Source organism: Pseudomonas iranensis, from assembly GCF_014268585.2.
GTDB classification, from domain to species: Bacteria; Pseudomonadota; Gammaproteobacteria; order Pseudomonadales; family Pseudomonadaceae; genus Aquipseudomonas; species Aquipseudomonas iranensis.
In genome coordinates this window covers 2,683,127-2,709,814 of record NZ_CP077092.1, presented here as the reverse complement: position 1 = coordinate 2,709,814, position 26,688 = coordinate 2,683,127, and the positions used below count along the sequence as shown (strand labels likewise).

Annotated in this window: 31 protein-coding genes; 20 read left to right on the top strand and 11 right to left on the bottom strand. The window is 59.8% G+C overall.

All coding sequences use genetic code 11. The features are described from left to right. Positions 1–26 precede the first annotated feature (26 nt). Entirely contained in the window at positions 27–329 is a 303-nt protein-coding gene (locus tag HU724_RS12250; protein ID WP_186568996.1) for a hypothetical protein, read from the top strand. 12 nt (positions 330–341) lie between these two features. Then, the gene (locus HU724_RS12245) at positions 342–482 is read left to right on the top strand and encodes a hypothetical protein (protein WP_177434158.1); all 141 of its coding nucleotides are present in this window, start codon (positions 342–344) and stop codon (positions 480–482) included. Between the two features lie 22 nt (positions 483–504). On the opposite strand, the gene HU724_RS12240 is transcribed toward HU724_RS12245, so the two are convergent. Further along, complete coding sequence (locus HU724_RS12240; RefSeq protein WP_130903022.1) at positions 505–936, bottom strand: HhH-GDP family DNA glycosylase; 432 nt, start codon at positions 934–936, stop codon at positions 505–507. Positions 937–1,096: 160 nt separating this feature from the next. Between HU724_RS12240 and HU724_RS12235 the strand changes: the two genes are divergently transcribed. Further along, positions 1,097–2,668, top strand: coding sequence for a sensor domain-containing diguanylate cyclase (locus tag HU724_RS12235; protein ID WP_186568995.1), 1,572 nt, complete (start codon positions 1,097–1,099; stop codon positions 2,666–2,668). A gap of 10 nt (positions 2,669–2,678) precedes the next feature. Here HU724_RS12235 and HU724_RS12230 read toward each other — a convergent pair whose 3' ends face one another. Next, complete coding sequence (locus tag HU724_RS12230) at positions 2,679–3,773, bottom strand: GNAT family N-acetyltransferase/peptidase C39 family protein (protein WP_186568994.1); 1,095 nt, start codon at positions 3,771–3,773, stop codon at positions 2,679–2,681. Positions 3,774–3,867: 94 nt separating this feature from the next. On the opposite strand from HU724_RS12230, the gene HU724_RS12225 reads away from it, so the two are divergent. Then, a complete protein-coding gene (locus tag HU724_RS12225) occupies positions 3,868–5,448 on the top strand; it encodes a RimK family ATP-grasp domain-containing protein (protein ID WP_186568993.1) in 1,581 nt (526 codons plus the stop codon). 3 nt (positions 5,449–5,451) lie between these two features. Beyond that, a complete protein-coding gene (locus HU724_RS12220) occupies positions 5,452–6,363 on the top strand; it encodes a magnesium transporter CorA family protein (RefSeq protein WP_186568992.1) in 912 nt (303 codons plus the stop codon). A 42-nt stretch (positions 6,364–6,405) separates the two neighbouring features. Here the strand turns inward: HU724_RS12220 and HU724_RS12215 are convergent, their stop codons facing one another. Beyond that, positions 6,406–6,642: a hypothetical protein gene (locus HU724_RS12215; protein WP_186568991.1), complete on the bottom strand. Its 237-nt coding sequence runs from the start codon at positions 6,640–6,642 to the stop codon at positions 6,406–6,408. A gap of 163 nt (positions 6,643–6,805) precedes the next feature. On the opposite strand from HU724_RS12215, the gene tspO reads away from it, so the two are divergent. Together tspO and HU724_RS12205 are read left to right on the top strand one after the other, a co-directional pair. Next, complete coding sequence (gene tspO / locus HU724_RS12210) at positions 6,806–7,249, top strand: tryptophan-rich sensory protein TspO (protein WP_041480509.1); 444 nt, start codon at positions 6,806–6,808, stop codon at positions 7,247–7,249. Further along, the gene (locus HU724_RS12205) at positions 7,246–8,229 is read left to right on the top strand and encodes an alpha/beta hydrolase fold domain-containing protein (protein ID WP_186568990.1); all 984 of its coding nucleotides are present in this window, start codon (positions 7,246–7,248) and stop codon (positions 8,227–8,229) included. Before tspO ends, HU724_RS12205 begins: the two co-directional genes overlap by 4 nt. Here the strand turns inward: HU724_RS12205 and HU724_RS12200 are convergent. Further along, positions 8,187–8,762, bottom strand: a complete 576-nt coding sequence (locus tag HU724_RS12200; protein ID WP_186568989.1) for a TetR/AcrR family transcriptional regulator — start codon at positions 8,760–8,762, stop codon at positions 8,187–8,189. The two genes, HU724_RS12205 and HU724_RS12200, sit on opposite strands and share 43 nt — an antisense overlap. A gap of 141 nt (positions 8,763–8,903) precedes the next feature. Between HU724_RS12200 and HU724_RS12195 the strand changes: the two genes are divergently transcribed. After that, positions 8,904–9,599: a glutathione S-transferase gene (locus HU724_RS12195; protein WP_186568988.1), complete on the top strand. Its 696-nt coding sequence runs from the start codon at positions 8,904–8,906 to the stop codon at positions 9,597–9,599. A 48-nt stretch (positions 9,600–9,647) separates the two neighbouring features. Here the strand turns inward: HU724_RS12195 and HU724_RS12190 are convergent, their stop codons facing one another. Then, positions 9,648–10,658, bottom strand: coding sequence for a zinc-dependent alcohol dehydrogenase family protein (locus tag HU724_RS12190; RefSeq protein ID WP_186568987.1), 1,011 nt, complete (start codon positions 10,656–10,658; stop codon positions 9,648–9,650). Between the two features lie 157 nt (positions 10,659–10,815). Here HU724_RS12190 and HU724_RS12185 point away from each other — a divergent pair, with 157 nt between their 5' ends. After that, entirely contained in the window at positions 10,816–11,730 is a 915-nt protein-coding gene (locus HU724_RS12185) for a LysR family transcriptional regulator (RefSeq protein WP_186568986.1), read from the top strand. Positions 11,731–11,767: 37 nt separating this feature from the next. On the opposite strand, the gene HU724_RS12180 is transcribed toward HU724_RS12185, so the two are convergent. Next, on the bottom strand, positions 11,768–12,160 hold the full coding sequence (locus HU724_RS12180; RefSeq protein WP_371857522.1) for a carboxymuconolactone decarboxylase family protein: 393 nt from the start codon (positions 12,158–12,160) through the stop codon (positions 11,768–11,770). Positions 12,161–12,230: 70 nt separating this feature from the next. Further along, on the bottom strand, positions 12,231–12,617 hold the full coding sequence (locus tag HU724_RS12175) for a MerR family transcriptional regulator (protein ID WP_016774345.1): 387 nt from the start codon (positions 12,615–12,617) through the stop codon (positions 12,231–12,233). A 281-nt stretch (positions 12,618–12,898) separates the two neighbouring features. Here HU724_RS12175 and HU724_RS12170 point away from each other — a divergent pair, with 281 nt between their 5' ends. The 9 genes from HU724_RS12170 to HU724_RS12130 all read left to right on the top strand — a co-directional run bounded on the left by HU724_RS12170 (position 12,899) and on the right by HU724_RS12130 (position 20,218). Then, complete coding sequence (locus HU724_RS12170; RefSeq protein ID WP_122610110.1) at positions 12,899–13,255, top strand: metalloregulator ArsR/SmtB family transcription factor; 357 nt, start codon at positions 12,899–12,901, stop codon at positions 13,253–13,255. A 24-nt stretch (positions 13,256–13,279) separates the two neighbouring features. Beyond that, positions 13,280–14,563 (top strand): arsenic transporter, encoded by a 1,284-nt coding sequence (locus HU724_RS12165; RefSeq protein WP_186568985.1) that lies wholly within the window; start codon positions 13,280–13,282, stop codon positions 14,561–14,563. Between the two features lie 16 nt (positions 14,564–14,579). Beyond that, complete coding sequence (locus HU724_RS12160; protein ID WP_186568984.1) at positions 14,580–15,050, top strand: arsenate reductase ArsC; 471 nt, start codon at positions 14,580–14,582, stop codon at positions 15,048–15,050. 47 nt (positions 15,051–15,097) lie between these two features. Next, complete coding sequence (gene arsH, locus HU724_RS12155) at positions 15,098–15,811, top strand: arsenical resistance protein ArsH (protein ID WP_186568983.1); 714 nt, start codon at positions 15,098–15,100, stop codon at positions 15,809–15,811. Between the two features lie 69 nt (positions 15,812–15,880). Continuing rightward, positions 15,881–16,954 carry an ArsO family NAD(P)H-dependent flavin-containing monooxygenase gene (locus tag HU724_RS12150; protein ID WP_186568982.1) on the top strand — a complete coding sequence of 358 codons (1,074 nt, stop codon included), beginning with the start codon at positions 15,881–15,883 and terminating at the stop codon, positions 16,952–16,954. 211 nt (positions 16,955–17,165) lie between these two features. After that, positions 17,166–17,498, top strand: a complete 333-nt coding sequence (locus tag HU724_RS12145; protein ID WP_110645751.1) for a hypothetical protein — start codon at positions 17,166–17,168, stop codon at positions 17,496–17,498. 189 nt (positions 17,499–17,687) lie between these two features. Continuing rightward, positions 17,688–18,512: an oxidoreductase gene (locus HU724_RS12140; protein WP_186568981.1), complete on the top strand. Its 825-nt coding sequence runs from the start codon at positions 17,688–17,690 to the stop codon at positions 18,510–18,512. Between the two features lie 231 nt (positions 18,513–18,743). Further along, on the top strand, positions 18,744–19,685 hold the full coding sequence (locus tag HU724_RS12135) for an AraC family transcriptional regulator (protein WP_186568980.1): 942 nt from the start codon (positions 18,744–18,746) through the stop codon (positions 19,683–19,685). A 119-nt stretch (positions 19,686–19,804) separates the two neighbouring features. Beyond that, positions 19,805–20,218 (top strand): PaaI family thioesterase, encoded by a 414-nt coding sequence (locus tag HU724_RS12130; RefSeq protein ID WP_186568979.1) that lies wholly within the window; start codon positions 19,805–19,807, stop codon positions 20,216–20,218. An 11-nt stretch (positions 20,219–20,229) separates the two neighbouring features. Here the strand turns inward: HU724_RS12130 and HU724_RS12125 are convergent, their stop codons facing one another. Next, a complete protein-coding gene (locus HU724_RS12125; RefSeq protein WP_186568978.1) occupies positions 20,230–20,688 on the bottom strand; it encodes a winged helix-turn-helix transcriptional regulator in 459 nt (152 codons plus the stop codon). A gap of 93 nt (positions 20,689–20,781) precedes the next feature. On the opposite strand from HU724_RS12125, the gene HU724_RS12120 reads away from it, so the two are divergent. Continuing rightward, positions 20,782–21,723, top strand: a complete 942-nt coding sequence (locus HU724_RS12120) for an aromatic alcohol reductase (protein WP_186568977.1) — start codon at positions 20,782–20,784, stop codon at positions 21,721–21,723. A gap of 35 nt (positions 21,724–21,758) precedes the next feature. Here HU724_RS12120 and HU724_RS12115 read toward each other — a convergent pair whose 3' ends face one another. Both HU724_RS12115 and HU724_RS12110 read right to left on the bottom strand, forming a co-directional pair. Next, on the bottom strand, positions 21,759–23,303 hold the full coding sequence (locus HU724_RS12115) for a GMC family oxidoreductase (RefSeq protein ID WP_186568976.1): 1,545 nt from the start codon (positions 23,301–23,303) through the stop codon (positions 21,759–21,761). A gap of 26 nt (positions 23,304–23,329) precedes the next feature. Then, a complete protein-coding gene (locus tag HU724_RS12110; RefSeq protein WP_186568975.1) occupies positions 23,330–24,103 on the bottom strand; it encodes an alpha/beta fold hydrolase in 774 nt (257 codons plus the stop codon). Positions 24,104–24,191: 88 nt separating this feature from the next. On the opposite strand from HU724_RS12110, the gene HU724_RS12105 reads away from it, so the two are divergent. Next, positions 24,192–25,631, top strand: coding sequence for an HD domain-containing phosphohydrolase (locus tag HU724_RS12105; RefSeq protein WP_186568974.1), 1,440 nt, complete (start codon positions 24,192–24,194; stop codon positions 25,629–25,631). A gap of 13 nt (positions 25,632–25,644) precedes the next feature. Here the strand turns inward: HU724_RS12105 and HU724_RS12100 are convergent, their stop codons facing one another. Continuing rightward, positions 25,645–26,544 (bottom strand): LysR family transcriptional regulator, encoded by a 900-nt coding sequence (locus HU724_RS12100; protein ID WP_186568973.1) that lies wholly within the window; start codon positions 26,542–26,544, stop codon positions 25,645–25,647. Between the last annotated feature and the right edge of the window lie 144 nt (positions 26,545–26,688).

The following is a 26,688-nucleotide window of genomic DNA, read 5'->3' as shown; positions in this document are numbered from 1 at the left end:
GTCGCCACTTGCTCAAGGTGATCAACATGAAAAACAGCAAAGTCTCGGCACTGACCTCTGAACATTTTCAACGTTTGATGGAGCACGCGTACGCCGGTTTTGAGCTGGACTGCAAACAGGCCTGTCGAGGATTGAAAGTCAGCATGGCGGTGAATGTTTTTGGCCTGGGCACCCTGCTGCCGAATAATTTCGCTGAGGAGACTGCCGTTCCGCCAGCGGACGGACATCCAGCCGTCGACGACGCCTTGCCCACGATGCCTGTGGCCGCCAAGCGCGTATTGGCGCAGCGCAACCGTTCAATCGATGTGGCTGAAAGTTTTCATCGGTAACAGGAGCGCGACATGAGAATTGATAAAAACCTGAGTTTCCCCTCAAGCCTGGGTGTCGCCCCGGGACTCCAGTTTCTGCTGGGCTGTGCGATATTCGCCGGCGGAACGCTGATCCTGATGAACGAACTGGCGGCAACCTTCTTTACGATGTGAGCCTTGGTTCGCTATCGGCCATTCAAAACAGCACCGCAGCCGCTTCCCTCATGAAGATCTCAACGGTCTTCGGCCCTATCCCCTCGAACTCGGACAGGCGCTTCTCCAGCGCCTTACGATCCGCGCTCGCCGCCACGATGTTGCTCACCTTGCCGGCGTACTCGCTGTTGAGCTTGTTGGCCAGCGCGAGTAATCGCGACGCCGTGCTTTCGTCGTAGCGCACGTACCGCGCCTGCCCCAGCATCGACACCAGTTGACGGTGCGTACACTGCGCCAGCTTTTGCGGGGTGTCTTGGTGATGCTGCTCTACTATGACTTGATACGCCTTGGCGGCGATGGCGCCCTGAATCCTTTTGCCCATCAGAAAACTCGCCAGCAGCCATTTGAACAGGCCGGTTTCGTTGGCATTGTGCAGGTCGATGTTCAAGTCACCGGCGGTGATGATTTCGCTCACAAGTCTCACCTCAAGGCGCGCTTCAATTACAGATGTTGACCCGGCACGGCTTGGAACGATCCAATCGCGACAGCCTGGCCAAGGCAGTAAATTGAATTCCAGGTGGAAAAGGATGGTCATCTTTCAAGAGATGAGAGATGACAAGCATAAGGACCCTCAAATGCTCGGTCGTAAGATGCCCAAAAGCCGGGGGCATGACGCCGCACAAACCGCTCCCATCAAAGCTGCCAGCGAGATCGCCGCTTTCCGCCTGACAGTCATCTTCATGCTGACGGTCATTCTGGCGTTTCTCGGCGTGGAGGGATGGCGAACCTGGCGTGACTATCATGCAGCCTTCTCGTCGGCGCGTGATTCGGTCACCAACCTCGCGCGGGCAACCGCGCAACATGCCGAAGACGCCATCCGCCAGGTCGATGTGTTGACCGCCGCACTGGGCGAGCGCGTCGAAGGTGATGGCCTGCAAAACATCGACGTGCCGCGCATCCACAACTTGCTGGTGCAGCAGGCCAAGTTGATGCCGCAGTTGCATGGACTGTTTATCTACGGCCCGGACGGCAAATGGATCGTCACCGACAAGGAAATGATCCCGGACCCGGCGAACAACGCTGACCGCGACTACTTCCAGTATCACCGCGCCAACACCGATCGAAACGTGCGTATCGGTGATGTCGTCAAGAGCAAATCCACCGACGACCTGATCATCCCGATTTCCCGCCGCTTGAATAACCCGGACGGCTCCTTCGCCGGCGTGCTGCTGGGGACGATCAAGGTCAGTTATTTCGTCGACTATTACGGCGATTTCAAGATCGACGACAAGGGTGCACTGGTGCTGGCGCTGCGCAACGGCACCATTCTCGTGCGGCGTCCCTTCATCGCTTCGGTAATCGGTCAGAGCCTCGCCGACAGTGAGGTGTTCAAAAACTACCTGCCCTTTTCCAGTCAAGGGGTCGCCGAGGTCCGAGCGGTCGTCGACGGCACCCAGCGTCTTTACGGTTACAGAGCTTTGAGCACCTATCCGCTGGTGGTCGAAACCGGCCTTTCCCGCGAATCGATCATTGCGCCGTGGCGCTGGGACCTGATCAAAACCGGTTTCGTGCTGATGTCGGTGATTACCGCGTTCACGGTCTTCGGACTGATTGTCTTGAGGCAACTGCGTCAACGGATGGTGATGGAAAAGGATCTGCGCCGGGCACATCAGGCCATGAAGGACATGGCGTTGACCGACAGCCTGACCGGGTTGGCCAACCGTCGGCGACTGGACACTGCCTTGGTTGACGAAATTCGCCTGGCCAGACGCCAGGGTTCGTCGATCTCACTGATCATGATCGATGTCGATCACTTCAAGCTCTACAACGACAGCTACGGGCACGCGGCGGGTGACGATTGCCTGAGCGCTGTCGGACAGGCGATTGCGCAAGCAGTAAAACGGCCGGGTGATCTGGCCGTGCGCTATGGCGGCGAGGAGTTTTCCGTGCTGCTGCCCAACACCGATATTCGCGGGGCGGCGCTTGTGGCGCAGGAAATTCTTGAGGCCATTCGATCCTTGCGGATGGAGCACAAAGCCCATCCGCTGGGTCACGTCACCGCCAGCGCAGGTATTGCGGTTGGCAAACCGGCCGAACAAGAAGTGAGCCCCGCCACCCTTATCGAGTCGGCTGACAAACTGCTTTATGCCGCGAAGCAGAAAGGCAGGGATCGCTACTGTATCGGCGAGGAAGTGCTCGGCGCCTAGCCACCGTTCCTCAACGGGAGCGCAGCATCACGGCAGCGCGAACCCGCTGGACGCCAAACACCGTCATGCGCAGAAATTCCTGGTGACTGACTGGCAAGTGCTGGCAGTCCAGCCCGCGCTTGAGTTTGCTGTGGTCGACATCAGGATCGTGCAAGTAGACGAAGTCCTCGTCACACCCCGTGATGATGACCCAATGCGGCGCTTTCAAGCGGGTGAATCGGTAGCTGCTGATCAGCACCAGCGGTTTGTATCCGGCCGCCAACGCAGCGCCGATCTGCAGATACTCACCCAGCACCTGCTCGACTTGCGTGGCCGCCAGGTCTTGGGCAAAGCCGTCCTCGACCAGTTTCATGATCGACTTCTTCTCCGTGCTGCGTACGCCGTGAAGAAAAAGCGAGCCCGCGTGACTGACCTCAAGGCGCACATCGAAACCGCGCCGCCAGGCCGCCAATGCCAGACCCTGAGGACTACAGCCACCGTGCCCCGCCGTCATGAAAATGGTGGTCGCCTCGCGCCATAGCTGGATTTCCTCCGCTCGGGTCATGGCGCGGCTCGAATCGATGGCAGACATGGCCATCAGCAAGCACGCGGCGCCGCAGGTGAACTCGGTGGTTTGCTGGTAGTAAGGCACTTGGCGCGCGGGCGCTGGTGTTTCGCGCAGGATGCGTTTCTCGTAGCGCAACGCCTCGCAGTGGTCCTCGTAGTAGTCCTCGACACTGGCAAAGCGCTGATAGCCGTTGGCTTCGTAGAGGCGAATGGCAGCGCTGTTGTCAGCGCGCACCTCCAACCGCAGCCATGCGCAGTTGCGCGCCAATGCGCAGGCCTGGGCCTGTTCCAGCAGACGCTGGCCAAGCTCATGTCCGCGCCACGCAGGGCTGACGGCAATCGAATACAGGCGTCCAAGAGAGGTGCCTCGGTGAAAAAGCACCAGCGCGTAACCGCAAAGAGTTGCGCCCGAGGTGACAACAATCAACGCGGCATTCGCTCGACTGAGCATCCAGCTGAAGTTGCGCTGATTCAACCGGTCGAGGGTAAAACACACCCGCTCCAATTCGACCAGATCGTCGATATCGTCCATGGATGCAAAGCGAAAATCAAAAGACATGACCGCACCGTAAAGTTTGAGTAACGAACCGGGACAGACCGAAAGGCCCGTGATTTATTGAAGCGGCGTCTTCTTCAACAGGGATTCATTACTCATGTCAGCGGTGCAAGCCAACGTGAACGAAGTATTAGACAAAACCGAGCATTCGACAATCTCCCTCAGCGAGGAACCTCCCAGTCTCAAACCCTCGGGAAGTCGATTGCTCATACTGGTCGAACGCAAGGATGACTGGGCTGATTACTTGCCTAGCGAGAGCCTGATGCTGGCTCAGGATTACCTTGAACACAGCGATGATTTTCCTCATCGCACCCAGGTCATCAACCTCTGCCGCAATTACAAATACCTCGGTCAGGGCTATTACTGCTCATTGCTCGCCGAGGCGCGTGGGCACAAGGTTTTTCCCTCGGTGCGCACCGTCAGCGAGCTGGCGCGCAAAGCGCTATACGGGGTCGGGCTGAATGATCTGCAACGCACGCTGGAGCGGGCGCTGGCCAACCACCCGTACGGCGAAACCGAGGCCTTCACGCTGTCGTTGTACTTTGGCAAGGCCTCGATCGAGCCGCTGCAAGAGATCGGCCGTCAACTGTTCGAGGCGTTCCCCTGCCCTATCCTGCTGGTGGAATTCCGCCGTGGTGAGAGCTGGCAGATCGCAGGCATCAAGGCCGGTGCACTGCACAAGCTTCGCGACGAACAGCAGCATGTCTTCGCTGACGCACTGGATGCGTTCAATCGCAGAACGTGGCGTCAGCCCGCTTCCAAACGCGTGGCCCGCTACGACCTGGCCATCCTCCATGATCCTGACGAAGCCCTGCCGCCTTCTAACCCCGAGGCATTGCAGCGTTTCATCGCCGCGGGCGAACAGCTGGGTATCGATGTCGAGTTGATCGAGAAAAAAGACTACGCGCGTCTTGCTGAATTCGACGCGCTGTTCATTCGCGAAACAACGCGAGTGGATGATCACACCTATCGATTCGCCAAGAAGGCCGAAAGCGAAGGCCTTGTGGTGATTGACGATCCGTCGTCGATCCTGCGCTGCACCAACAAGGTCTATCTGGCCGACCTGCTCAAGCGTCGCGGGCTGGGCATGCCGGTAACGGAAATCCTCTACAAGGATCGTCCGCAGGAGCTCGAAAACGCAGGGCGTCGCCTCGGTTTCCCCCTGGTGCTGAAAATCCCCGATGGCTGCTTTTCGCGCGGTGTGATCAAGGTCGCCGATGCGCAAGCGCTGGCCACTGCTGCGCAGGAGTTATTCGAGCACTCGGTGCTGCTGCTGGCGCAGGAGTATTGCTACACCGAATACGATTGGCGCGTCGGGGTGCTCAATGGCGAAGCGCTGTATGCCTGCCGATACTTCATGTCCAAGGGGCATTGGCAGATTTACAACCACAAGGCGCTGCCCGGCGAGATCAACGGGATGTGCGAGGCGGTGCCCATCGAGCAAGCCCCGCCCGCAGTCGTGCAGCTCGCCGTACAGACTGCCCGGCTGATTGGCGACGGCCTCTACGGCGTCGACCTCAAACAGGCGGGCGATCGGGTTTTGGTCATCGAAGTGAACGACAACCCCAACCTCGATGCGGGAATCGAAGACGCGGTGCTGGGCGACGAACTTTATCGGCGCGTGCTGCAAGCGTTCACGCAAAGGCTCGAGCTCAAACACCGTGGCCAAGCGTGGTGAGCAATGATTGAAGGCTATGGCATTGATTGCGGCGCCCTGCACAGGACATCTGGAGAACAGGCGACTGTCTGGCTGTGTGTCGCCCCGGACGCAGCCGAGCAACTGAATTTGCACAGACGCCTGGGCATTGGCGCACAAGCGATAGAGTCGTCGCTGGACCCTGACGAAGTGGCCCGCATCGAGGTCAAGCCTGATCACCTGTTTATGATCTGGAAGCGCCCGGAAAGCTTCGACGGGCGCGCATTCAACGTTTCGTCCTTCGGAGTGGTGCTGAGCGAAAAACGCCTGGTGGTTATTTGCGCGAGCAACTCGCTGCTTTCGGGGTTGGAGCACGATGCGCAAATGACCGGGCCGCTGGACGTGCTGATGGCGTTGCTCGCTGAAAGCGTTCACCACTATCTCGGGCATTTGCGCGTGGTCAAACAGATCGCTCGGGAGATCCAACAGCAATTCACCCGGGCGATGGACAATCAGCAATTGGCGCAGATGTACAACCTGAGCGAAAGCCTCGTGTACTACGTCAATGCGATTCAAAGTAACGGAGCGGTGCTGACGCTGCTGCGCAACCACGGTCAGCGTCAGGGCTTCAGCGACGGTCAGCTGGCTGCGCTGAACGATCTGATCGTGGAAAACGAACAAAGCTTCCAGCAGGCCAGAATTCACGCCAAGGTGTTCGCCAACCTCATCGAATCCCACGGCAACCTTGCCAACAACAGCATGAACCGGGCGCTGCGCAAGCTGACGCTGATCAACGTCGTATTCCTTCCCTTGAACCTGATCGCCGGCATCGGTGGCATGTCGGAGTTCAGCATGATGACGTCCGGCGTTCCGTGGTGGATGTCCTTTCCCGTGCTGATCGCCTGCATGGGCCTCGTGGGCGCGGGGATGGTGCTGGTATTGCGGCGCATGGCCTGAATCCAGAGCACATTCTGCTAACGCCTGCGCCGCATTCGAAGGTCAATTGGTCCGGCTGACCACCCGGATATGTGTAATCCCTACCCGCTCGGCCTGCTCGAAAATCTGTTCTGGCGTCGAATCCGCCGTGGGCATGACCAGGCTGTTTTCCGCATCGCCCAGATGCAGTTCCAGCAGATGCATCGCCGCGTCGTGCTCGGCCAGTTGCGCTTCCTTGAGTTCGAGCAGATAAGTACGAGGCTCGCCGTTGAAACGGTATTCGATGTGATAGGTGTACATGATGTCGTCCGCGTCGGTGGGAAAAGGCAGTGTTTATCCTGACGCGACGGTCAGCTTTTAGTTCAACCTGACTGCCATTTTGCGTTTGCAAACAAACTTTTTGCGCAGCGAAGCGTCCTCTTCTTAACTCTCCATAACAGCTGATCACAGCTAAGGACTGGCAATGACTTTTTTCATCTTCCTTCTCGCCTGCGCGGCGGCCGCAACCACTGGTGTGATGTTCAAACCCGGCCCGTGGTACGAATCGCTGACCAAACCCTCTTTCACCCCGCCCAACTGGGCCTTTCCCGTAGCGTGGACGATCATCTACCTGCTGCTGGCCTGGGCCGGTTATCGCTTGAGCCTGATCCCCGGCAGCCAAACGGTGCTGGCCTTGTGGGCTGCGCAAATCGCCCTGAACACGCTGTGGACGCCGGTGTTCTTCGGCGCGCATCAGGTGCTGGCGGCGCTGGTGATTCTGGCGGTGCTGTGGGTGGTGGTCGCCGTGATGGTCGTGCTCGCCCTGCAACTGGACGTGGTCACCGGGCTGATTCTGTTCCCGTACCTGGCGTGGCTGTGCGTTGCGGCGGCGCTGAACTGCTCGATCCTGATGAAGAATCGTCTGTGAGCGATTTTCCGTGGCCACAAGGCGAGCGCGAACTGGCGCAGGTTCGCGCCTTCAACAAAAAACTCGCCTGGCTGCCGCGCTTCAAGATCCGTAATCGACTCACTCCACGGCTGATTCAGGCGTTGCTGCGGGCGGGTCAGCTCGGCGGCGACGGCAAGCTGCGCCAGCATGGGCTGAGCGCCGAACGGAAGATCATCGACACGGTGCCCGTGCGCATCATCCGACCCAAGGGCAAAGCCAAAGGCGTGGTGCTGGATTTCCATGGTGGCGGCTGGGTGATCGGCAATGCGCAGATGAACGACAACTTCAACATCGCCATCGTCAACACCTGCGACGTGGCGGTGGTGTCGGTTGATTATCGGCTGGCCGTTTCGACGCCGATCGAGGGCTTGCTGGAAGACTGCCTGCGTGCCACTCGCGGCATCTTGAACGATGGCGAATTTGCCGGGCTGCCCGCAGTGGTCGTTGGTGAATCCGCCGGCGGTCATCTGGCGGCGGCCACCCTGCTCGCCCTCAAATCTTCGCCCGAACTGCTGCAACGGATCTGCGGCGCGCTGCTGTATTACGGCGTCTACGACCTGACCGGCACACCCAGCGTGCGCACCGCACCCGCCGATACTCTGGTGCTCGACGGCCCCGGCATGGTCGAAGCGTTGCGCCTGCTCACGCCGGACATCAGCGACGAACAACGACGCCAGCCACCGTTGTCACCGCTGTATGGCGATTTCAGCGGGCTGCCGCCAGCGCTGCTGTTTGCCGGCGACCTCGATCCGCTGCTGGATGACACGCGGCTCATCGCTGAACGCTGGCAACACGCGGCGCCGGTGGAGATGTACGTGCTGCCGGAATGTCCGCATGGCTTCATCCACTTCCCCGCCGCCACTGCTGACCATGTGCTGGCTTACAGCCGCAAGTGGATTTCGGCGCGAGTGGGAAGCTACTCAGCGAAATCCGCCGAAATCAGCCCGGCGCTTTCGTAGCTGCCGATCAACTCATCAAACAACGCAGTATCCCCTCGGCTGCGCGCAATCAACTGCGCGCCGGCCACCGCAGCGTAAATCGCCCGCGCTCGCGCCTTGCAGCTGTCTTCGTCGGCAGATCCAGCAGCGATCAACACTTGGGTCAGCCACTCGATATTGACCTCTGCAAACTTTTTCACCTGGTCCTTGACCGCATCCGGCAAATCCTGAAATTCGGCGGCCATGAAACTGACCAGGCACAGCCGATTACCGTTTTCCAGCGAAGTGCGGAAGATCGACGGGTACAACTTCAGGGATTGCTGCGGCTCGGGATTGGCCTCACGAATGTTGTCCAGCGCCTTGGCCGCGTCTTGCCAGTAACGCTCGGCAACTGCCGCGCCGAGGTCGGCCTTGCTGGGAAAGTGATAGTAGATGCTGGCGTTCTTGATGCCCACCACTTCGCCGATGCTGCGGAAGTTGATGCCGTTGTAGCCGTGGGTCTGCGCCGCTGTTTTGGCGGCGTCCAGAATCGCTTCGCGTGCGTTCACGCTCATGTCTGTGTCCTTGATGACCATCGATCAATGGGGCGGAGTGTACCCGCGAAAGATTTACCTGCCAATTGGCAGGTAGGGGATTGACAGCAATAAATTCTGACCGCAATCTTTGCCTACCAACTGACAGGCAGGGAACCTGAAATGACCGCTAACTCGACTCAAAACCACGCTCAATCCATTTCCGCATTGAAAATCTACGATTGGTACAACGGCCCCTACCCGGCCCGCGTGCGCATCGCCCTGGCGGAAAAATCGCTGTTGGAGCGCACCGAATTCGTCTCGGTAAATCTGTGGAAAGGCGAACACAAGAACCCCGAATTCTTGCGCTTGAACTACTCCGGAACGCTGCCAGTGCTGGAACTGGAAGACGGCACGCTGCTCGCCGAATGCACGGCCATCACGCAATACCTGGACGTTCTCGACGGCAACCCCCTGCTCACCGGCCGCACACCGGTTGAGCAAGGACGGATCCACATGCTGACCAAGCGTGCCGAGATTGAATTTCTCGATGCCGTCAGCGTGTATTTCCACCATGCAACCCCGGGACTTGGCCCGGAAGTGGAGCTGTACCAGAACGCCGAATGGGGCATGCGCATGCGGGACAAGGCTGTGCGCGGCATGCGCTATTTCGACAAATTGCTGCGTGATCAGCCGTTTGTGGCCGGCGCCAGTTTTTCCATGGCCGATATCGCCCTGTTGGGCGGGATGATCTTCTCGGCGCTGGTTGAGCTGGAAGTCCCGGAAGATTGCACGGCACTGCGCGAATGGCACGCGCGCATGCAGCAACGTCCGAGTGTGCAGCAATGGCGCGCGATGGTTGAGCGCGGCGAACCGTAAAAAACCAGACCAGCAAAAAAGGCGCCTTGATCGGCGCCTTTTTCGTTGTCAGCTTACCTTGATCACAACCTTGCCAAACGCCCCCTTCGCCAGATGCTCATAGGCCTCGCGCGCCTGTTCGAACGGATACACATGGTCGATCACCGGCCGAATGTCGTGCTCGGCGAGGAACACGTTCATCCGGTCGAACGATGAACGCGGTGCCACCGCGATGCCGCGAATGGTGGTCTGGCGGAAGATCAGCGGCATCAGGTTCAGCTCGACGGTCTGCCCTGTCAGAAAGCCGATCTGCGCTATCCGCCCCGAGGCCTTGGTCGCTGCTACCGACTGGTTGATGCCATTGCCTCCCGCCACATCGAGCAGCAGATCCACACCCTTGCCCTCGGTGAGTTTCAGCACCTCGTCCGCCCAGTTCGGCGTGCTGCGGTAGTTGATACCGGCGACCGCGCCCAGACGTTTTACCGCGTGCAGATTGTCATCGCTGCTTGAGGTTGCGATGACTTTGGCGCCCAGCGCGGTGGCGATCTGCACGGCGAAAATCGATACGCCGCCGGTGCCCTGCACCAACACGGTCTGGCCCGGTTGAATAGCGCCGAAATCCACCAGCGCGTACCACGCAGTCAGTGCGGCGATAGGCAGCGTCGCCGCCTCTTCATCGCTCATGTTGGCCGGCGCGCCGACGGCGCTGTCCTCGTGAATGATCATGTACTCGGCGAGGCCACCGGGCAGCGGCGAGCCAAAGCAATAATCCGGTTCGTTCGGCCCCGGCTCGCCGTCAAGCCAGCGCGAGTACAGATGCGAATTGACTCGGTCGCCGACGTTGAAACGAGTAACACCGGCGCCGATTGCGACTACGGTACCGGCGGCATCGCTCACCGGAATCAGCGGTTTTGGCACTAGGTGCGGCTCGTAGATACCGTCAACGATGGCCTTGTCGCGGAAATTCAGCGAGACCGCGCCGACCTTGACCAACAGCTCGCCAGCCTTGGGCTGCGGCGTTGGCGTCTCGCCGAGTTGCAGATTGTCGAGCCCGAAATCTTTCAGTAACCACGCTTTCATGGTGAGTCTCCAAATGCGTTATTGGCCGCAAACCCTCAGCAGGTTTGCCTTGGGGCCATGATTGGCTTTTACACCAGCGCAATAAATGCTTGGAAACAGACAGGATTGTTCTATTCTCAGGCAACAAATCCAGATACTGAAGCTCAGCGGAAAAGTCATGGAATTACTGCAATCGATGCGCCTGTTCGCCCGGCTGGCGGAGCTGGGCAGTTTCACCAAAGCCGCCGAGTCGCTGGACATCGGCCGGCCGCAGGTCACTCGCTATATTCAGGAACTGGAAACATCGCTGGGCGTGCGCCTGTTCCAGCGCACTACGAGGAAAGTCGCACTCACCGCCGAGGGTGAACTTTTCTATCAGCGGGTACAGGAAATCCTCGCCGAGATCACCGCCGCCACCACGATGTTCGATCGCCCCGGAGCCACGCTGTCCGGCCGCCTGCGCATCGATATCCCCACTGCGTTCGCGCAACTGGAATTCATCAAGAGCCTGCGCGAATTCACCGACAACTACCCCGGCATCGACATGGTGCTGGGCGTCACCGATCGTGCGGTTGATCTGGTCGGCGAAGGCATCGACTGTGCGCTGCGCATCGGCGAGCTGCCCGACTCAACCCTGATCGCCCGCCCTATCGCCTTGGCGACCATGGTCACCTGCGCCGCGCCCGAATACCTGCGCGACTACGGCACGCCGGAAACGCTTGGAGATCTGGCGAACCATCAAGGCGTGAACTTTCTCTCGGGCCAGAACAACCGCACTCTGCCCTGGCAGTTTTCAGATGAGGGCAAACAGAAAACCTACGTCAGCCGCAAAGGCATTACCGTCACGGAGTCGAACGCCTACGTGCAGTGTGGCGTGTCGGGCTTCGGCATTATCCAGGCGCCGGGCATCGCGGTCGCCGAGCATCTGGCTAACGGAGCATTGGTAGAGATTCTGCAACCGCTGCGCCCGACGCCTCGGCCGGTATCGCTGCTGTACCCGAGCCGCACGCATTTGCCGGCGCAGGTGCAGGTGTTTATCGAATGGCTGCAGGTGCGGTTTGTGCAGTTGTATGCGGGGTGGGTAGAAGGTTGAATCTGGCTTTATCCCGCAGTTTCTGCAGCGTGCGCACCTAGGATTTGACACTGATCCCGCGAGCAGCAAAGACTTCACGCGCAGCCGTTATACCGTTCAAGGCGCTGGGAAACCCTGCGTATACGGTCATTTGCAAGATCACATCGACCACCGCCTCCGGCGTGCACCCGACGTTCAGGGCGCCGCCGATATGCACTTTCAGTTGTGGCTGGGCATTGCCCAGTGCAGTCAGTGCCGCAACGGTTGCCAACTCACGAGTGCAGTGATCGAGCCCGGGGCGGGCGAAGACATCGCCGTAGGCAAAACTCAGAATCCAGTCCGCAAGCTCTGGAGCAGTATCCTTCAATGAATCAACCACTGCCTGACCAGGTCCGCCAGTGATCTGCGTCAGAGCGGCTTCTCCGCGCTCTCGACGATCAGTCATCTCCACCGGCGCTGCGACACCGGTCACGCTTGCGCCAATCAGTGTGGCGGACAGCAAGCGGTTGAAGCCGGGAAGTTTACGGATCATGGTGATGCTCCTTTTGCTCGAGTTGGTGGTAGATCTGAATCTTGTTATCCAGAACCTCCAGGGACTGGCTCAACTGGCTGATCTGCGCTTGCACGTCCCGGCGATGCTGCTCGAGAAGCTCGCGGCGTTCTGCCAGGGTCGAGTCGCCTGATCGACGCAATTCGGCATACCGCAGCATTTGCTGGATCGGCATTCCGGTCGCCTTCAGCCGGAGCAGAAACTCGGCCCACAGCACATCCTTCTCGGCGTATACCCGGTGGCCATTGCCACCGCGCCCAACCGGGTCGAACAGCCCGATGCGCTCGTAATAGCGGATCGTGTGAGCGCTCAAATCAAGGCGCTTGGCCAATTTTGAAATTGTCAGTTCTGGATTCATGTCATCACCGTAAAGGTTTGAGCGCGCTCTAAGTCAATGGCTATTTTCAATCAGCTGGAATCAGAAAATTCGCGGGCAATATCCGTGCGGTCCGCCGCTATCAGTCTCGACGGTTCAACCGCTGCTATATTCGCTTTACCAGATATATGCATATGCGTATATTCGGTCATCCGTATCCATTGCCCGGCAATCATCCCGCCGCCTTTCATCCTACGCATCACGACATCCGCAAACGCATCAGGCTCTTCGTTTTGGTCAAGACAAAAGCATCTGGAGGACGAATGACAGAACCCATGACCCCCACCACCTTGTTCAAGTGCCTGGCCGACGACACCCGAGCCAAAATTTCCCTGCTTGTCGTGAGCCAAGGTGAACTCTGTGTATGCGAGCTGACGGCAGCGCTCGACCTGAGTCAGCCGAAGATTTCTCGTCATCTGGCGCTGCTGCGCTCCGCCGGTTTGCTGCTGGATCGTCGCCAGGGTCAATGGGTGTACTACCGGGTCAATCCTGATTTGCCCGCGTGGGTGGCTGCAGTTTTGAAGGAAGTGGTAGACGCCAATCAGCAATGGCTGGAAACCGAGGCCAAGCGCCTGTGCGGCATGAGCGACCGTCCGATCAACCAAGCCGTGTGCAACTGATTCACGCCCAACCGGATTAATGAAATGCTGATTGCCGTATTGATCTTTATCGCCACCATCGTCCTTGTCATCTGGCAGCCCAAGGGACTCGGGGTTGGCTGGAGTGCGACGTTCGGCGCCATCGTGGCGCTGCTGGCAGGCGTCGTTACTCTTGCAGACATTCCCGAGGTCTGGCGCATCGTCTGGAATGCCACTGGGACATTCATCGCGGTCATTATTATTAGTCTGTTGCTTGATGAGGCAGGCTTTTTCAAGTGGGCTGCATTGCACGTGGCTCGGTGGGGAGGCGGAAGCACCCGCAAGCTGTTCGCATTTATCGTCCTGCTGGGTGCGGCTGTGTCGGCACTGTTCGCCAACGACGGAGCGGCATTGATCCTCACTCCCATCGTAATCGCGATGTTGCTGGCGCTGCGTTTTTCTCCCGCCGCGACGTTGGCGTTCGTCATGGCCGCTGGATTTATCGCAGATACGGCGAGCTTGCCATTTGTGGTTTCCAACCTGGTCAACATTGTTTCTGCCGACTACTTCAATATCGGCTTCAACGAATATGCTTCGATCATGGTGCCGGTAAACATCGTCAGCGTGGCGGCGACATTAGCCATGCTGCTGTGGTTTTTCCGCAGAGATTTACCAAAGACCTATGACCTCAACCAACTGGACAATCCGGATGACGCAATCCATGACCGTGCCACTTTCGTAGCCGGCTGGTGGGTGCTGGCACTACTGCTGATCGGCTTCTTTGTCATTGAGCCTTTGGGGGTGCCAATCAGCGCCATTGCAGCGGTCTGTGCATGCATTCTCTATGTCATCGCGGCTCGTGGTCATGCCATCAACACAAGCAAGGTGCTCAAAGAGGCGCCATGGCAGGTGGTGATTTTTTCTTTGGGTATGTACCTGGTTGTTTATGGCCTGAAGAACGCCGGCCTGACCGACCACATCGCGCAAATCCTGAACGTGTTCGCCGGTTATGGCGTTTGGGGCGCGTCCCTTGGTACAGGGCTGCTGACAGCATTGCTGTCTTCGATCATGAACAACATGCCCACCGTTCTGGTAGGCGCCTTATCCATTCATGCCGCCGAAGTCGACGGTGTAGTCCAGCAAGCGATGGTTTACGCCAACATCATCGGCTGCGACCTGGGCCCGAAGATCACCCCGATCGGGAGCCTGGCCACGCTGTTGTGGCTGCACGTGCTCGCCCGGAAAGACATCACGATCAGCTGGGGTTACTACTTCAAGACCGGGATCGTGCTGACCTTGCCCATTCTCGTCGCCACATTGTCCGCCCTGGCACTGCGCCTAAGTTTCTGAATCAAGGAATCGTCTGATGAAAATCCTGTTCATGTGCACCCACAACAGCTGCCGCAGCATTCTGTCCGAGGCGCTTTTCAACCACTTGGCGCCCGAGGGTGTAGAAGCCGTCAGCTCGGGAAGCTTTCCCAGTGGCCGGGTGAATCTACGGGCATTGCAAACGCTGGAGGCGGCGGGCATCTCCACGGCAGGCTTGAGCAGCAAGGCTTCGGATGCTTTTGAGGGCTCGCCTCCCGACATCGTCATTACCGTCTGCGATCGCGCTGCTGGAGAAGCATGCCCGATCTTCTTCGGCCCAGCCCTGAAGGCGCATTGGGGGCTGGCCGACCCATCTGAGGCTAGCGGGTCGGAAGCCGAGATCACCGCTGCATTTGAAACCACACTGGCCAAAATCCACGAGCGCGTGAGCGCATTTCTTGCGCTGCCACTGAAGACCATCAGCGCTGAACAGTTGAAAGCTGAACTGAACCGCATCGGTTCGCTTTAAAGATCAACCGAGGCGGCGCCCCTCCACGCGCCGCCGCAGGAGTTCATATGCAAGATACATTGCCGAACGTACACGCCGACCTGATCGACATTCCTACGCTGGAGCAGCTGTCTCCTCGCAATCCTTCGCAGCATAAACCTCGCATTCTGCTGCTATACGGATCAACGCGAGAGCGCTCATTCAGTCGTCTGGTCACGCAAGAAGCGGCACGCCTGCTGAAGGAGTTTGGCGCCGAAACCAGGATTTTTGACCCTGCGGGTCTGCCGCTGCCTGATGACGCACCCGACACCCATCCCAAAGTCGTGGAACTGCGCGAGCTGATGCAATGGTCAGAGGGTCAGGTGTGGTGCTCTCCCGAGCGTCACGGCTCCATGAGTGCCGTGTTCAAAGCGCAGATCGACTGGGTTCCGCTGGCACTGGGCGCTGTACGACCTACGCAAGGCAAAACCCTTGCTGTGATGCAGGTCTGCGGCGGCTCGCAGTCCTTCAACGTGGTCAATCAGTTGCGGGTACTTGGCCGCTGGATGCGGATGTTCACCATCCCGAACCAGTCTTCCGTGGCCAAGGCATTTACCGAGTTCGACGAGGCAGGTCGTATGAAACCGTCCTCGTACTACGACCGACTGGTGGACGTGATGGAAGAGCTGATGAAGTTCACGCTGCTCTTGCGAGATCGTCAGGATTACCTGGTCGACCGTTATTCCGAGCGTAAGGAATCCGCCGAAGAGCTGTCCAGACGTGTCAACCAGCGTTCGATTTGATGCCTGTGTGCGGAACCGGTACGAGCCGCACCACGATCTTTCACAAGTTGAGGCCGTTGAGCCTGGAGGATGCTGGTGAGTCAGAATTCGAAACTTGATGTCGTGGTCATTGGTGGTGGCCAATCCGCGCTGACTGTCGCTTATTTTTTGAAGCGCACAGGCTTGTCTTACGTGCTGCTGGATGCCGAGCCGGGACCAGGAGGCGCCTGGCGGCATGGCTGGGATTCGCTGCGGCTCTTCTCGCCGTCGGCATGGAGTTCGATTGCAGGCTGGCCGATGCCGGCCCTGTCCGAGGGGACGCCCGGGCGGGACGACGTTGTCCAATACCTGACTCAGTACGAGCGCCGGTATGACTTCCCCATCATCCGCTCCACGCGGGTGACCCGTGTCGAGAAGATCGAAGGCGGCTTGCGTGTTATCTCAAAGGACAACCACTGGGACGCCAAAGCGGTTATCAGTGCAACTGGCACCTGGAGCTGCCCATTCGTACCGGACTATCCCGGCGAGGCATTGTTTGCAGGCAGGCAGCTTCATTCCGCTCATTACGTCGGGCCGAACGAGTTTGCGGGTAAAACCGTCCTTGTCGTCGGTGGCGGCAACTCGGGCGCCCAGATTTACGCCGAGGTCTCCAAAGTGGCTCAGGCAACCTGGGTTACGCAACAGGCCCCAACGTTTCTACCTGATGAGGTGGATGGACGCGTCCTGTTCGAACGCGCTACTGCTCGATTGAAGGCGCAGCAGGATGGCGTGGAGCCTCAACAGCCCGTTGGAGGGCTGGGCGACATCGTCATGGTGCCACCGGTCAAGGAAGCTCGCGAACGCGGTGTATTGAGCGCGGTACGGCCGTTCACGCGTTTCACTTCGACAGGGGTTGTGTGGTCATCGGGAATCGAGACAAAAGTGGACGCTGTCATCTGGTGCACGGGATTTGCTCCGGCGCTCGACCACCTGAACAACCTGGGCGTTGTAGGCCGGGATGGCAAAGTGATTGTGGACGAAAGCCGAAGCGTTGCGATACCCGATTTGTGGCTGGTGGGTTACGGCGACTGGACGGGCCTCGCTTCTGCCACATTGATCGGCGTAACCCGCACCGCTCGCGATGTAGTCAGGCAAGTGCAAAGCTATCTCTCTGGCGGAACCTGATTGCTCGCGGCGCCGTGAAGCCATAAGGTCGCTAGCCTGTAAATCATCTTCAGCGAGCAGAATCAGGCAAATCGCCAACAGTATCCGCCTAACGCCGATACCGCCCTGCCCCCTAATCTGAACCCATGCAGAACACACCACTGCAACGGGTTAACCAGAGACTGATCTGAACGACCCGGACCTCAATCGAAATTTGACCGGAGTCACCGCCATGAAAACTGTAAGCCAACTGATCGCTATCGCCACCTTCGCTCTCAGCGCCAGCGCATTCGCCGTACCGAGCAATCAGGAAGATCGTTTCTTCACCCAGGTCAGCGAACCACAGCAGACTGTTGCTGCCGATGGCTCGGAACGTACGCCGCAGGGTCAGGCTCTGGCTGAAAACGGCCGCAACCGCCTCGAGGAACAAGGCCTGGTTGAAGACGGCTATGACAAGACCCCACAAGGCCAGGCCATCGCTGCCGACGGCTCAGACCGCACCCCACTGGGTGAGGCCCTCGCCGCTGATGGATCGGACCGTACACCGGGCCGTCGCGCAGCATAAGCGCGTGATGCTGAGACAGGAAAAGTCCTGCGGGTTTGAGACCTGCAGGACTTTTCCGTTTTTTGAGGCAAGACCTGATCGAACACTCTATTGATAGGAACAGGCAATACTTCGATCCGATTCGGCATCGTCCACCAGCGTTATCCACCCTAGCATGGCCTCTCCAATTGCCTCCTGGAGTACAGATCCATGAAGACTCTTTTCATCACCGGTGTCAGCAGCGGCTTCGGCCAGGCGCTGGCCAAGGAAGCGCTCGCTCAAGGTCACAGGATTATCGGCACAGTGCGCAGTGAATCCGCGCTGGCAGCCTGCGAAGCGCTGTCGCCCAAGCGCGCGCATGGGGTGCTGCTGGACGTTACCGAATTCGATGCCATCGATAGGGTGGTTGCGGCTGTGGAGGATCGTCACGGCCCGGTGGACGTGCTGGTCAACAACGCAGGTTATGGCCATGAGGGGATTTTCGAAGAGTCATCGCTGGAGGAAATGCGTCGCCAGTTCGACGTCAACGTGTTTGGCGCAGTGGCGGTGACCAAGGCGTTTGTCCCGTATTTCCGCCAGCGCCGCGCGGGGCATATCCTCAATATCACTTCGATGGGCGGCCATATCACCATGCCCGGGATCGCGTATTACTGCGGCAGCAAGTTTGCGCTTGAGGGTATCTCCGACACCTTGAGCAAGGAGCTTGCGCCCTTCAATATTTTTGTCACCGCTGTGGCGCCGGGGTCATTTCGCACCGATTGGGCAGGCCGCTCGATGCAACGCACGCCGCGTAGCATCAGTGACTACGACGCAAGCTTCGATCCGGTGCGCAAGGCCCGCGAGGAGAAAAGTGGCCATCAGCTGGGCGATCCGCAGAAAGCTGCACGGGTCATGCTGACGATCATCGACAGTCCAAACCCGCCGGCTCACCTGCTATTGGGCAGTGATGCGCTGGCGCTGGTGCGTGACAAATTGCAGCGCACGGCGGAGAGTATTGAGCAATGGGCAGCGCTTAGCCGCTCGACGGATGGCTGAAAGATCAAAAGCACCCTCACCCCAGCCCTCTCCCGGAGGGAGAGGGAGCCGATCGCGGGTGAATTCAACCCCCGCGTTCGGCACGATATTACAGGTCGGCGTAGTACCAGAAAGCAGCGCGGTCAGTCCCCTCTCCCTCTGGGAGAGGGCTAGGGTGAGGGCTCTGTCTGACACCCCGCCAATCAGCCAGACAGGTTCAAACCCGCCTTTTCAAAAGGAAACCCGCAGCCCATGCCGAAACCGAAAGACCCAATCACAACGCGCATGGTCCAGCTAATGAGCCAGCTCGCACCACTGGAAGGTTACAACCTGAGCCCGCTGGAGGATGTGCGTTTCCTGCGCTCCAACCGACCGCTGACCCGCACGCCGGTGTTGTACGAACCGGGCATCGTGATCCTTTGTCAGGGGCGTAAACGCGGCTATCTCGGCGATGAAGTCTACGTCTACGACGCTCAGCACTATCTGGTGGTGTCGGTGCCGGTACCCTTCACCATGGAAACCGACGCCAGCGAAGCCGAGCCAATGCTCGCGGTGTACGTGCGTCTGGATTTCGCTTTGGCTGGCGAGCTGATTCAGCAGGTCGATGAGCGGTGGGATTTCCCCACAGCGCAGCCGATGGGCATGTACGCCTCCCCACTCGACGAACCGCTACGCCGGTCAACCCTGCGTTTTCTTGAAGTGATGAGCAACGATGCCGACGCGCAAATCCTCGGGCCGGCGATGCTGCGCGAGCTCTACTACCGCATCCTCACCGGCGAACAAGGCGGCACCCTGCGTGCCGCCATCGCCCAACAGGGCCAGTTCGGCAAAGTGACCCGCGCCATCCACAAGATCCACAGTTGCTATCACCAACATCTCGACGTAGAAACCCTGGCCGGGGAAGCGCAGATGAGCGTGCCGAATTTTCACCTGCACTTTCGCAAGGTTACCGATTCCTCGCCGATGCAGTATCTGAAGTCGACGCGGCTGCACCAGGCGCGATTGCTGATGCTGCGCAACGACCTGACTGCGGCAAAAACTGCATTTCTGGTCGGCTACGAAAGCGCCTCGCAATTCAGCCGCGACTTTAAACGCCTCTTCGGCCGCACACCGCTAGCGGAAGTTGCGTGGATGAAACAGGCCTATGCGCTGCCGGCACCGACGACTGCTTCGCCGTTTGTGTCGTCGCACTGACATTCAGTGCCCTGCTCCGCGCACTTATCGCAGCAAATTCCCCATCCGCATAGTGCTTGCCCCCTCCTGCGACTCCCCGCTCAATCACACAGGTCAGCCACCTGCATCAGGACGGGATCATGAACGCCACGGCCATTCCCGAAGGTTTCACTCCATTCACCCGCAGCAGTCCGTTGCTGGATCTGCTCGGCCCGATCTACGCCAGAGGCCACGGCCTGCAATTGGAGCTGGGCTTGCTGACCGACTCCCGCCACGCCAATGGTCGCGGCACTTTGCATGGTGGTGTATTGGCGACTTTGGCCGATGTCGGCATGGGCTACGCCATGGCCTTCTCCAGCGATCCGCCGCAGCCGTTGATCACGGCGAGCATGACCCTGGATTATCTCGGTGCGGTGCAAATCAACGAGTGGCTCGAAGTGCGTCTTGAACACTCCAGAAAGGGCCGCCAACTGGCGTTTGCTGGCGTCAGTCTGCACGTCGGTGAGCGAACGGTTGCGCGCGCCAGTGCCGTGTTCGCGGTGCCGCTGAGCTGAAGCGCGAAACCTCAGTCTGACGCTTCAGAATCATCCCGCGCTGGAACAGGAATTTGCCATGAGGGTTTCTTGCCGATCTGGCTATCGAACGTGCGTCGCGCTTGGCGGAAACCCTCGACGTTTTCCACCACCCAAGTCCAGATCGGCGACATCCGCACCAGCAAGCCCATGCCCAATGGCGTCAGCTCGTACTCGACGTGCGGCGGCACCTGGTCGAGCTCGCGCCGGGTCAGCAGGCCGTCGCGTTCCAGCGCACGCAGGGTTTTGGTCAACATGCGCTGAGTCACGCCGGTCATCTGCCGTTTGAGCTCGGCATGGCGCATCGTGCCGTACACCCCCAAGGCATGCAGGATGCCCAAAGACCAGCGACTGCCGGCGTGCGCGAGCACTTCGCGGCGCACGCCATCATCGTCTCGTCTGAGCGTCTGGCAGATCGCTTCTGCCTCACTGAGCGCTTGCTGATCAGTCATTTCTTCACTTGGTATCACGCGTGTGCCTTCTTCTGAGTGCTGCCCGATCGTGCCAGCATTTGCCGATCTTACATGCAGATCTCAGGAGACATCATGACCGAATCGAGCCACCCTTCTCCGCAATCCATTCTTGTCCTGGGTGCAGGCGAGCTCGGCCTGCCGGTTTTGCGCAACCTTGCGCGAGTGGCAAAGCGCTCGCCCGGCAGCACGATCAGTGTCCTGCTCAGGGACTCGACGATCGACAGTCAGGTGCCGGCAAAGAAAGCCGAAATTGATGAACTGCGCAGTCTCGGCGTGCAGATGGTGGCGGCAGATCTGGTCAACGATTCGATCGACCAACTGGCCGAAGTCTTCGCACCTTTCGATACCGTCATCGGCTGCGCCGGCATGGTCGCTGGTCGCGAGACGCCGATGAAGCTGGCGACCGCTGCGCTCAAGTCGGGCATCAAACGCTACTTTCCCTGGCAGTTTGGCGTGGACTTCGAAGTGATCGGCCGGGGCAGTCCGCAGGATCTGTTCGATGCTCAGCTCGACGTGCGCGAACTGCTGCGCGCGCAGGACAAAACCGAATGGGTGATCATCTCGACCGGCATGTTTACCAGTTTCCTCTTCGAGCCGGTGTTTGAAGTCGTTGATTTCGACAACGACACCGTTAACGCCCTGGGCAGCCTGGACACCAGCGTGACGCTGACGACCCCGGACGACATCGGCAAGCTGACCGCACAAATCGTTTTCTTCGAACCGCGTTTTCGCAACGAGATCGTGTATCTGTCGGGCGACACGCTGACCTATGAACAGGTCGCGGGCCTTCTCGAACGCGTGCTCGGACGGCCCTTCAAGCGCAACGTCTGGACAGTGCCGCACCTGATGCAGGAACTGGAAAAAGACCCCACTCACCACATCAAAAAATACCGCGCGGTGTTTGCCCAAGGTCGAGGTGTGGCGTGGCCGAAAGCGGGCACGTTCAATGAGCAGCGGGCGATTCAGGTCACGACGGCTGAGCAGTGGGCGAGGGAAAATCTTGCGAACGAGTGAAAGCAGATTTTGCGCAGCGGGGCGTTGTGGGCGCTTTATACTCCCGCAAGCACCAGCTCCGCCGCCCGCTCACCAATAACGACACACGGCGCCATCGTGTTGCCAACGGTGATGCGCGGCATGATCGAGGCATCTGCAACGCGCAGCCCGTCGATCCCGTACACGCGCAATTGGTGGTCAACCACCGACAGCGCATCGCGGCCCATTTTTGCCGTACACGACAGGTGCCAGTAGGTCATCGCCGAGTTGCGGATGAACTGTTCCATAGCGCGGCGTTCTCTCGGCCCGGGCACGACTTCGCGCTTGATCAGCCCATCGAAGGCCTGGCTGTTGCCGAGCGCCCGGCACAGTTCGATCGACGCATGGGCTGCGGCCATGTCCTCGGGCTCGCTCAGGGAGTTCGGCTCAATGATCGGTGCATCCAGCGGCCCTGCACCCGACAGTCGCAGGCATCCGCGACTGGCCGGTCTGGCCAGCCCGGCGAACATCGTCCAACCATGCTCCGGCGGTTGTATGGCGACCTCTGGCGGAGACGGTACCGCAAATGCCAGCTGACACTGCAACAGATCCGGGGCTTCCAGGCGACTGTCGCTTTTCCAGTACAAGGTGGTTTCGCATCCGCTGCCAGCGACCGCCTGGGGTTGTCGGTACTCCCACGTACAGCCGAAAGCCAGGTGATCCTGCAAATTCTCGCCGACACCGGGCAAATGAACGACCGGTGCGATGCCGTGTTTTCGCAGTTCATCCGCCGGACCGATGCCCGACTGCATGAGCACTTTCGGTGATTGCACCGCGCCCATGGACAGAACGACTTCAGATGCGGCATGAAAGCGGCGCCGCTCGCCGGCGATCAACACTTCGACACCGACGGCCCGGGTGCCGACCAGCAACACGCCGGTCACCAACGCCCCGGTCAGCACCGTCAGGTTCGGACAGTGCAAGCGTGGCCGGATGTAGGCGTCGTAAACTGACTCGCGCTTGCCCTGTTTGATGCGCAAGTCGGTGACAGCGATCCCTCCTGCGCCTTCCATCATCTCGCCATTGGGACTGTCGAATCGTGGGATGCCCAGATCGCCACCCGCCTCCAGCGTTGCCAACGCAAGGGGTTGAGGCGTGGCCGGCTGTTCGACATGTACCGGCCCACCTGAACCACGCCGGGTGGCGTCCGGGCTGCCTTGCCAGTTTTCGATCCTGCGGTAGTAATCGAGCACCGATGCGTAACCCCAGGCCGGGTCGCCAGACTCGGCAGCAAAATGCTCCCAATCGGCGCGATGGCCGCGCGACCAGACCATCACGTTGATGCTCGAACCTCCGCCGAGCCCCTTGCCCATGCTCAACGGGAGCCGTCGACCGTTCAAGCGTGGATCGGCTTGGCCCTCGAATGCCCAGTCGCGCGCAGAGCCGAGGTTCAGCGGCCATTGCGCTGGTTCTGTCACCTCGGGGCCAGAATAGTCTTCGCCGGCCTCAATCAGCAGAACCCGTGCGCCTGACTCATCGGCAAGCCGCGCAGCGACCACGCAGCCCGACGTGCCGGCACCACAGACAATGAAGTCATAGTCGTGATCGCTTTGAGGGTCCATACGCCCGCTCCCCTTCGATGGCGCGATCACTGTTCAGCAACGCTGTGCACGGCCTTGAGAATCACTGCGGCGACCTCGGCCGGCTGCGACTGCTGCGGGACATGGCTGGCGTGCACCTCTGCAAGGCTCGCACCGATACGCTTGGCGGCAGAACGCTGGACGTCGGGATGAATCATCCGGTCTTCGGTAGCGAGCAGGTACCAGGACGGCTTGGTTTTCCAGGACGAAACGGTGGTTTTATCTTCGAAAGCCGAGGCCTTGATCGGTCCTTGCGTGGCAGTCATGACGGCAGTTTGCGCGGCCGGCAGATCCTGAGCGAAGTCCTTGGCCATGCCTTCGGGGGTCAGATAGAGGAAGCCGTTACCGTCAGCCTTGATCTGACTGATGCCCGGCGGCGTCGGCGCGCCTTTACCCTGTTCGCCACTGGTTTGCCCGGCCTCTGGCGCGAAGGCGGCGACATACACCAGAGCGCTCACTTTCTGGTCGCTGCCAGCCTCGGTGATCACCGTGCCACCCCAGGAGTGACCGACCAGCACCACCTTGCCCTGCTGGTTGTTCAGCGCGCGGCGCGTGGCGGCAACGTCGTCGGCCAGCGAGGTGAGCGGGTTTTGCACAACGGTCACGGCCACGCCTTTGGCTTGCAGCAGTGGCACGACTTTGGCCCAGTCGGAACCGTCAGCGAAGGCGCCGTGTACGATCACCACCGAAGGCGTTGTATCCTGCGCGTGGCTGGCGCCGGCCAAGAAGGTACTGGCCAGGGCAAAGGCGACGGTGGCGAATTTCGATTTGATTGTTTTCATTGGATGAGCTCCTGTTCGGGAGTTCAGATTCTGCTGACTGGCCTGCGTTGTGGGCATCGGTCAATTATCCGACCCCGGGGCATTTTTCATGGATAGTGGCTTGCAACTGGACATCTCGCTGGACGGCGCACTGGCAACCATCGCCCAGGTCGGTGACCTCAGCATGGGGCAACCGCTCGGTCATTCCCGGCGCGTTGCCGCTTTGGCGCGGATGCTCGCGCAGGCATGCCACGGCGCCGGTGAGCATTTGCAGGTTGCAGAGCAGATTGCCTTGCTGCGCTGGTCTGGGTGCACGGCCAACGCCGAAGGCTTTGCCGACCTGCTGGGCGACGACGTCGATGGTCGCCGCGCAATGCTCGATCTGACCCTCGGCAATGAACAGATGAACGCGGTGCATCAGGCAACCCCGCTGGCCGTGGTGCACTGTGAAGTGTCCGGTGCAATCGCCAAAACCCTCCAGCTCGGAACCGCCGTCGAAGCGGGCCTGTGTCGGGTGTTCGAAACTTACGACGGCACTGGCCGACCGTTGGGCGTAAGCCATGAACACATCCCGGAGGTCGCCTATCAGGTGGTCATGGCCGGTGACCTGGATATTCTCACTCGCGCTCACGGCCTGGACGCGGCGTTGCGCTGGATCAACGAGCAGTCGGATCGGCGCTATCCAGCGTCGCTGGTGTCGTTGCTGGTGGCTAATGCCAAGGCCTGGCTGGCGGAACTCGAAACGCTTTCCACTAAAGTTGAACCCGTGCCTGAGCAGCGTCGTGTCTCGCTGACTTTGGTCGGAGACGTCATTGACTTGAAGCTGCCATGGCTGGCCGGGCATTCGCGTCAGGTCGCCCATGTCGCCATGGAAGCTGCGCGCCTGTGGGGGCTGGGTGAACCGACTTTGGCAAACATTGGCAAGTCCGCGCTGATTTACGGTCTCGGCCGCGCAGCCGTTTCCAATCACCTATGGAATAGCCCAGGGCCGCTGCCCTACGGTGCGGCAGAGCGAGTGCGCCTGGTGCCTTACTGGACGCAACAGGCGCTCAGGCCGGTAATGGAACTGGCCGCGCCCGCCGAGATAGCCACCCACGCGTATGAACGGCTCGATGGCAGCGGCTATTTTCGCGGCGTGGCGGGTGATGCACTGAATGCCGGACATCGGCTGTTCGCCACCTCGGTCGCCTGGGTAGCGTTGAGGCAAGCCCGGCCATGGCGAACAGCCCACGACGAAGCCGCAGCCGCCACGCTACTCAGACAGGATGCCGGCCGTGGCCTGTTCGATAACGATGTCTGCGAAGCGGTCATTGCTGCCGCCAGTGGCGAGCGCCGCCTGCGGCAACCCAAGCCTACGCTGCTGACAGCCCGTGAGTGCCGCATTCTTCTGGAAATCAGCCGTGGCGCCAGCAACAAACAAGTCGCGCAACTGTTGGCTATCAGTCCGAGCACGGTACGCACGCACATGGAAAGCATCTTTCGCAAATTGCAATGCTCGACCCGTGCAGCCGCCACCCTGAAGGGGCTGACACTGGGCTTGATCGCCTGAATACCGTGCCGGGTCAAGCCTGACTGGCGCGCGCCAACTCTATGAATGCCCTGGCGGCCGCAGAGGGATTGCGGCGGTTCGGGTAGTACAGGCACAACCTGTCTCGGGGCGGGGTCCAGTCCTCGAGTACCTGCACGAACTCGCCGCTGCGGATTTCGTCACGAACGTCCTGCTCCATGAAAAAGCCCAGCCCCATATCCGCCTGCACCGCCACCTTGACCACGCTCGATTCATCCAGGGTCAGCGGCCCGCTTACATCCAGACGAATGACTTCGCCGTCGCGCTCGAAATACCAAGGGAAAATCGCCCCGTTCGGCAGTCGCACGCGGATGCATCGATGCCCGGGCAGATCGGACGGCGTGCGCGGTTTGCCCTGTTGTTCAAAGTACGCTGGCGAACCGACCACTGCGTACCGCTGCGGCGGCCCTACGGGGACCACAATCACGTCGTTGGGCACCAGGCCTGCCGAGCGCACGCCGAAATCGAAGCCGTCAGCCACGATATCCACCAGCCGGCCTTCGGTTACAAGGTCAATATGGACTTTCGGATGCTGCTGCAAAAACTCGATCACCAGTGGCAGCAACGCCGAACGCGCAGCACTGGCGAAGGCGTTGATGCGCAACGTGCCCGAGGGCCCGGCGTTCTGCGAGCGCACTGCGTCGAGTGCCGCACGCAAATCCTGCAAGGCTGGCCCCACCTGTTCGAGAAACACTCTCCCCGCTTCGGTGATGGCGACGCTGCGGGTGGTGCGGTTGAACAGGCGCGATTCGAGGCGCGCTTCCAGTTGCGCAATGGTGTTGCTCAGCGCGGTGGTGGAGACGTCGAGATCAATGGCGGCCTGGCGAAACGACCCCCTTCGCGCCACGGCTATGACGGCGTCCAGTTCATTGAGGGCCAAGCGATCCTGAACCATGGATTGTCCTGATTTACGGGATAGGTCATTAAGTTTTGTCCCAGTTGAACAAACTATCTGCAGCCCAGCAAGATGACTCCAGTTAATCAATCAGGAGTCAGCCAATGAACCTTCAACTTCCCGCCGTCGTGCAGACGTATGTCA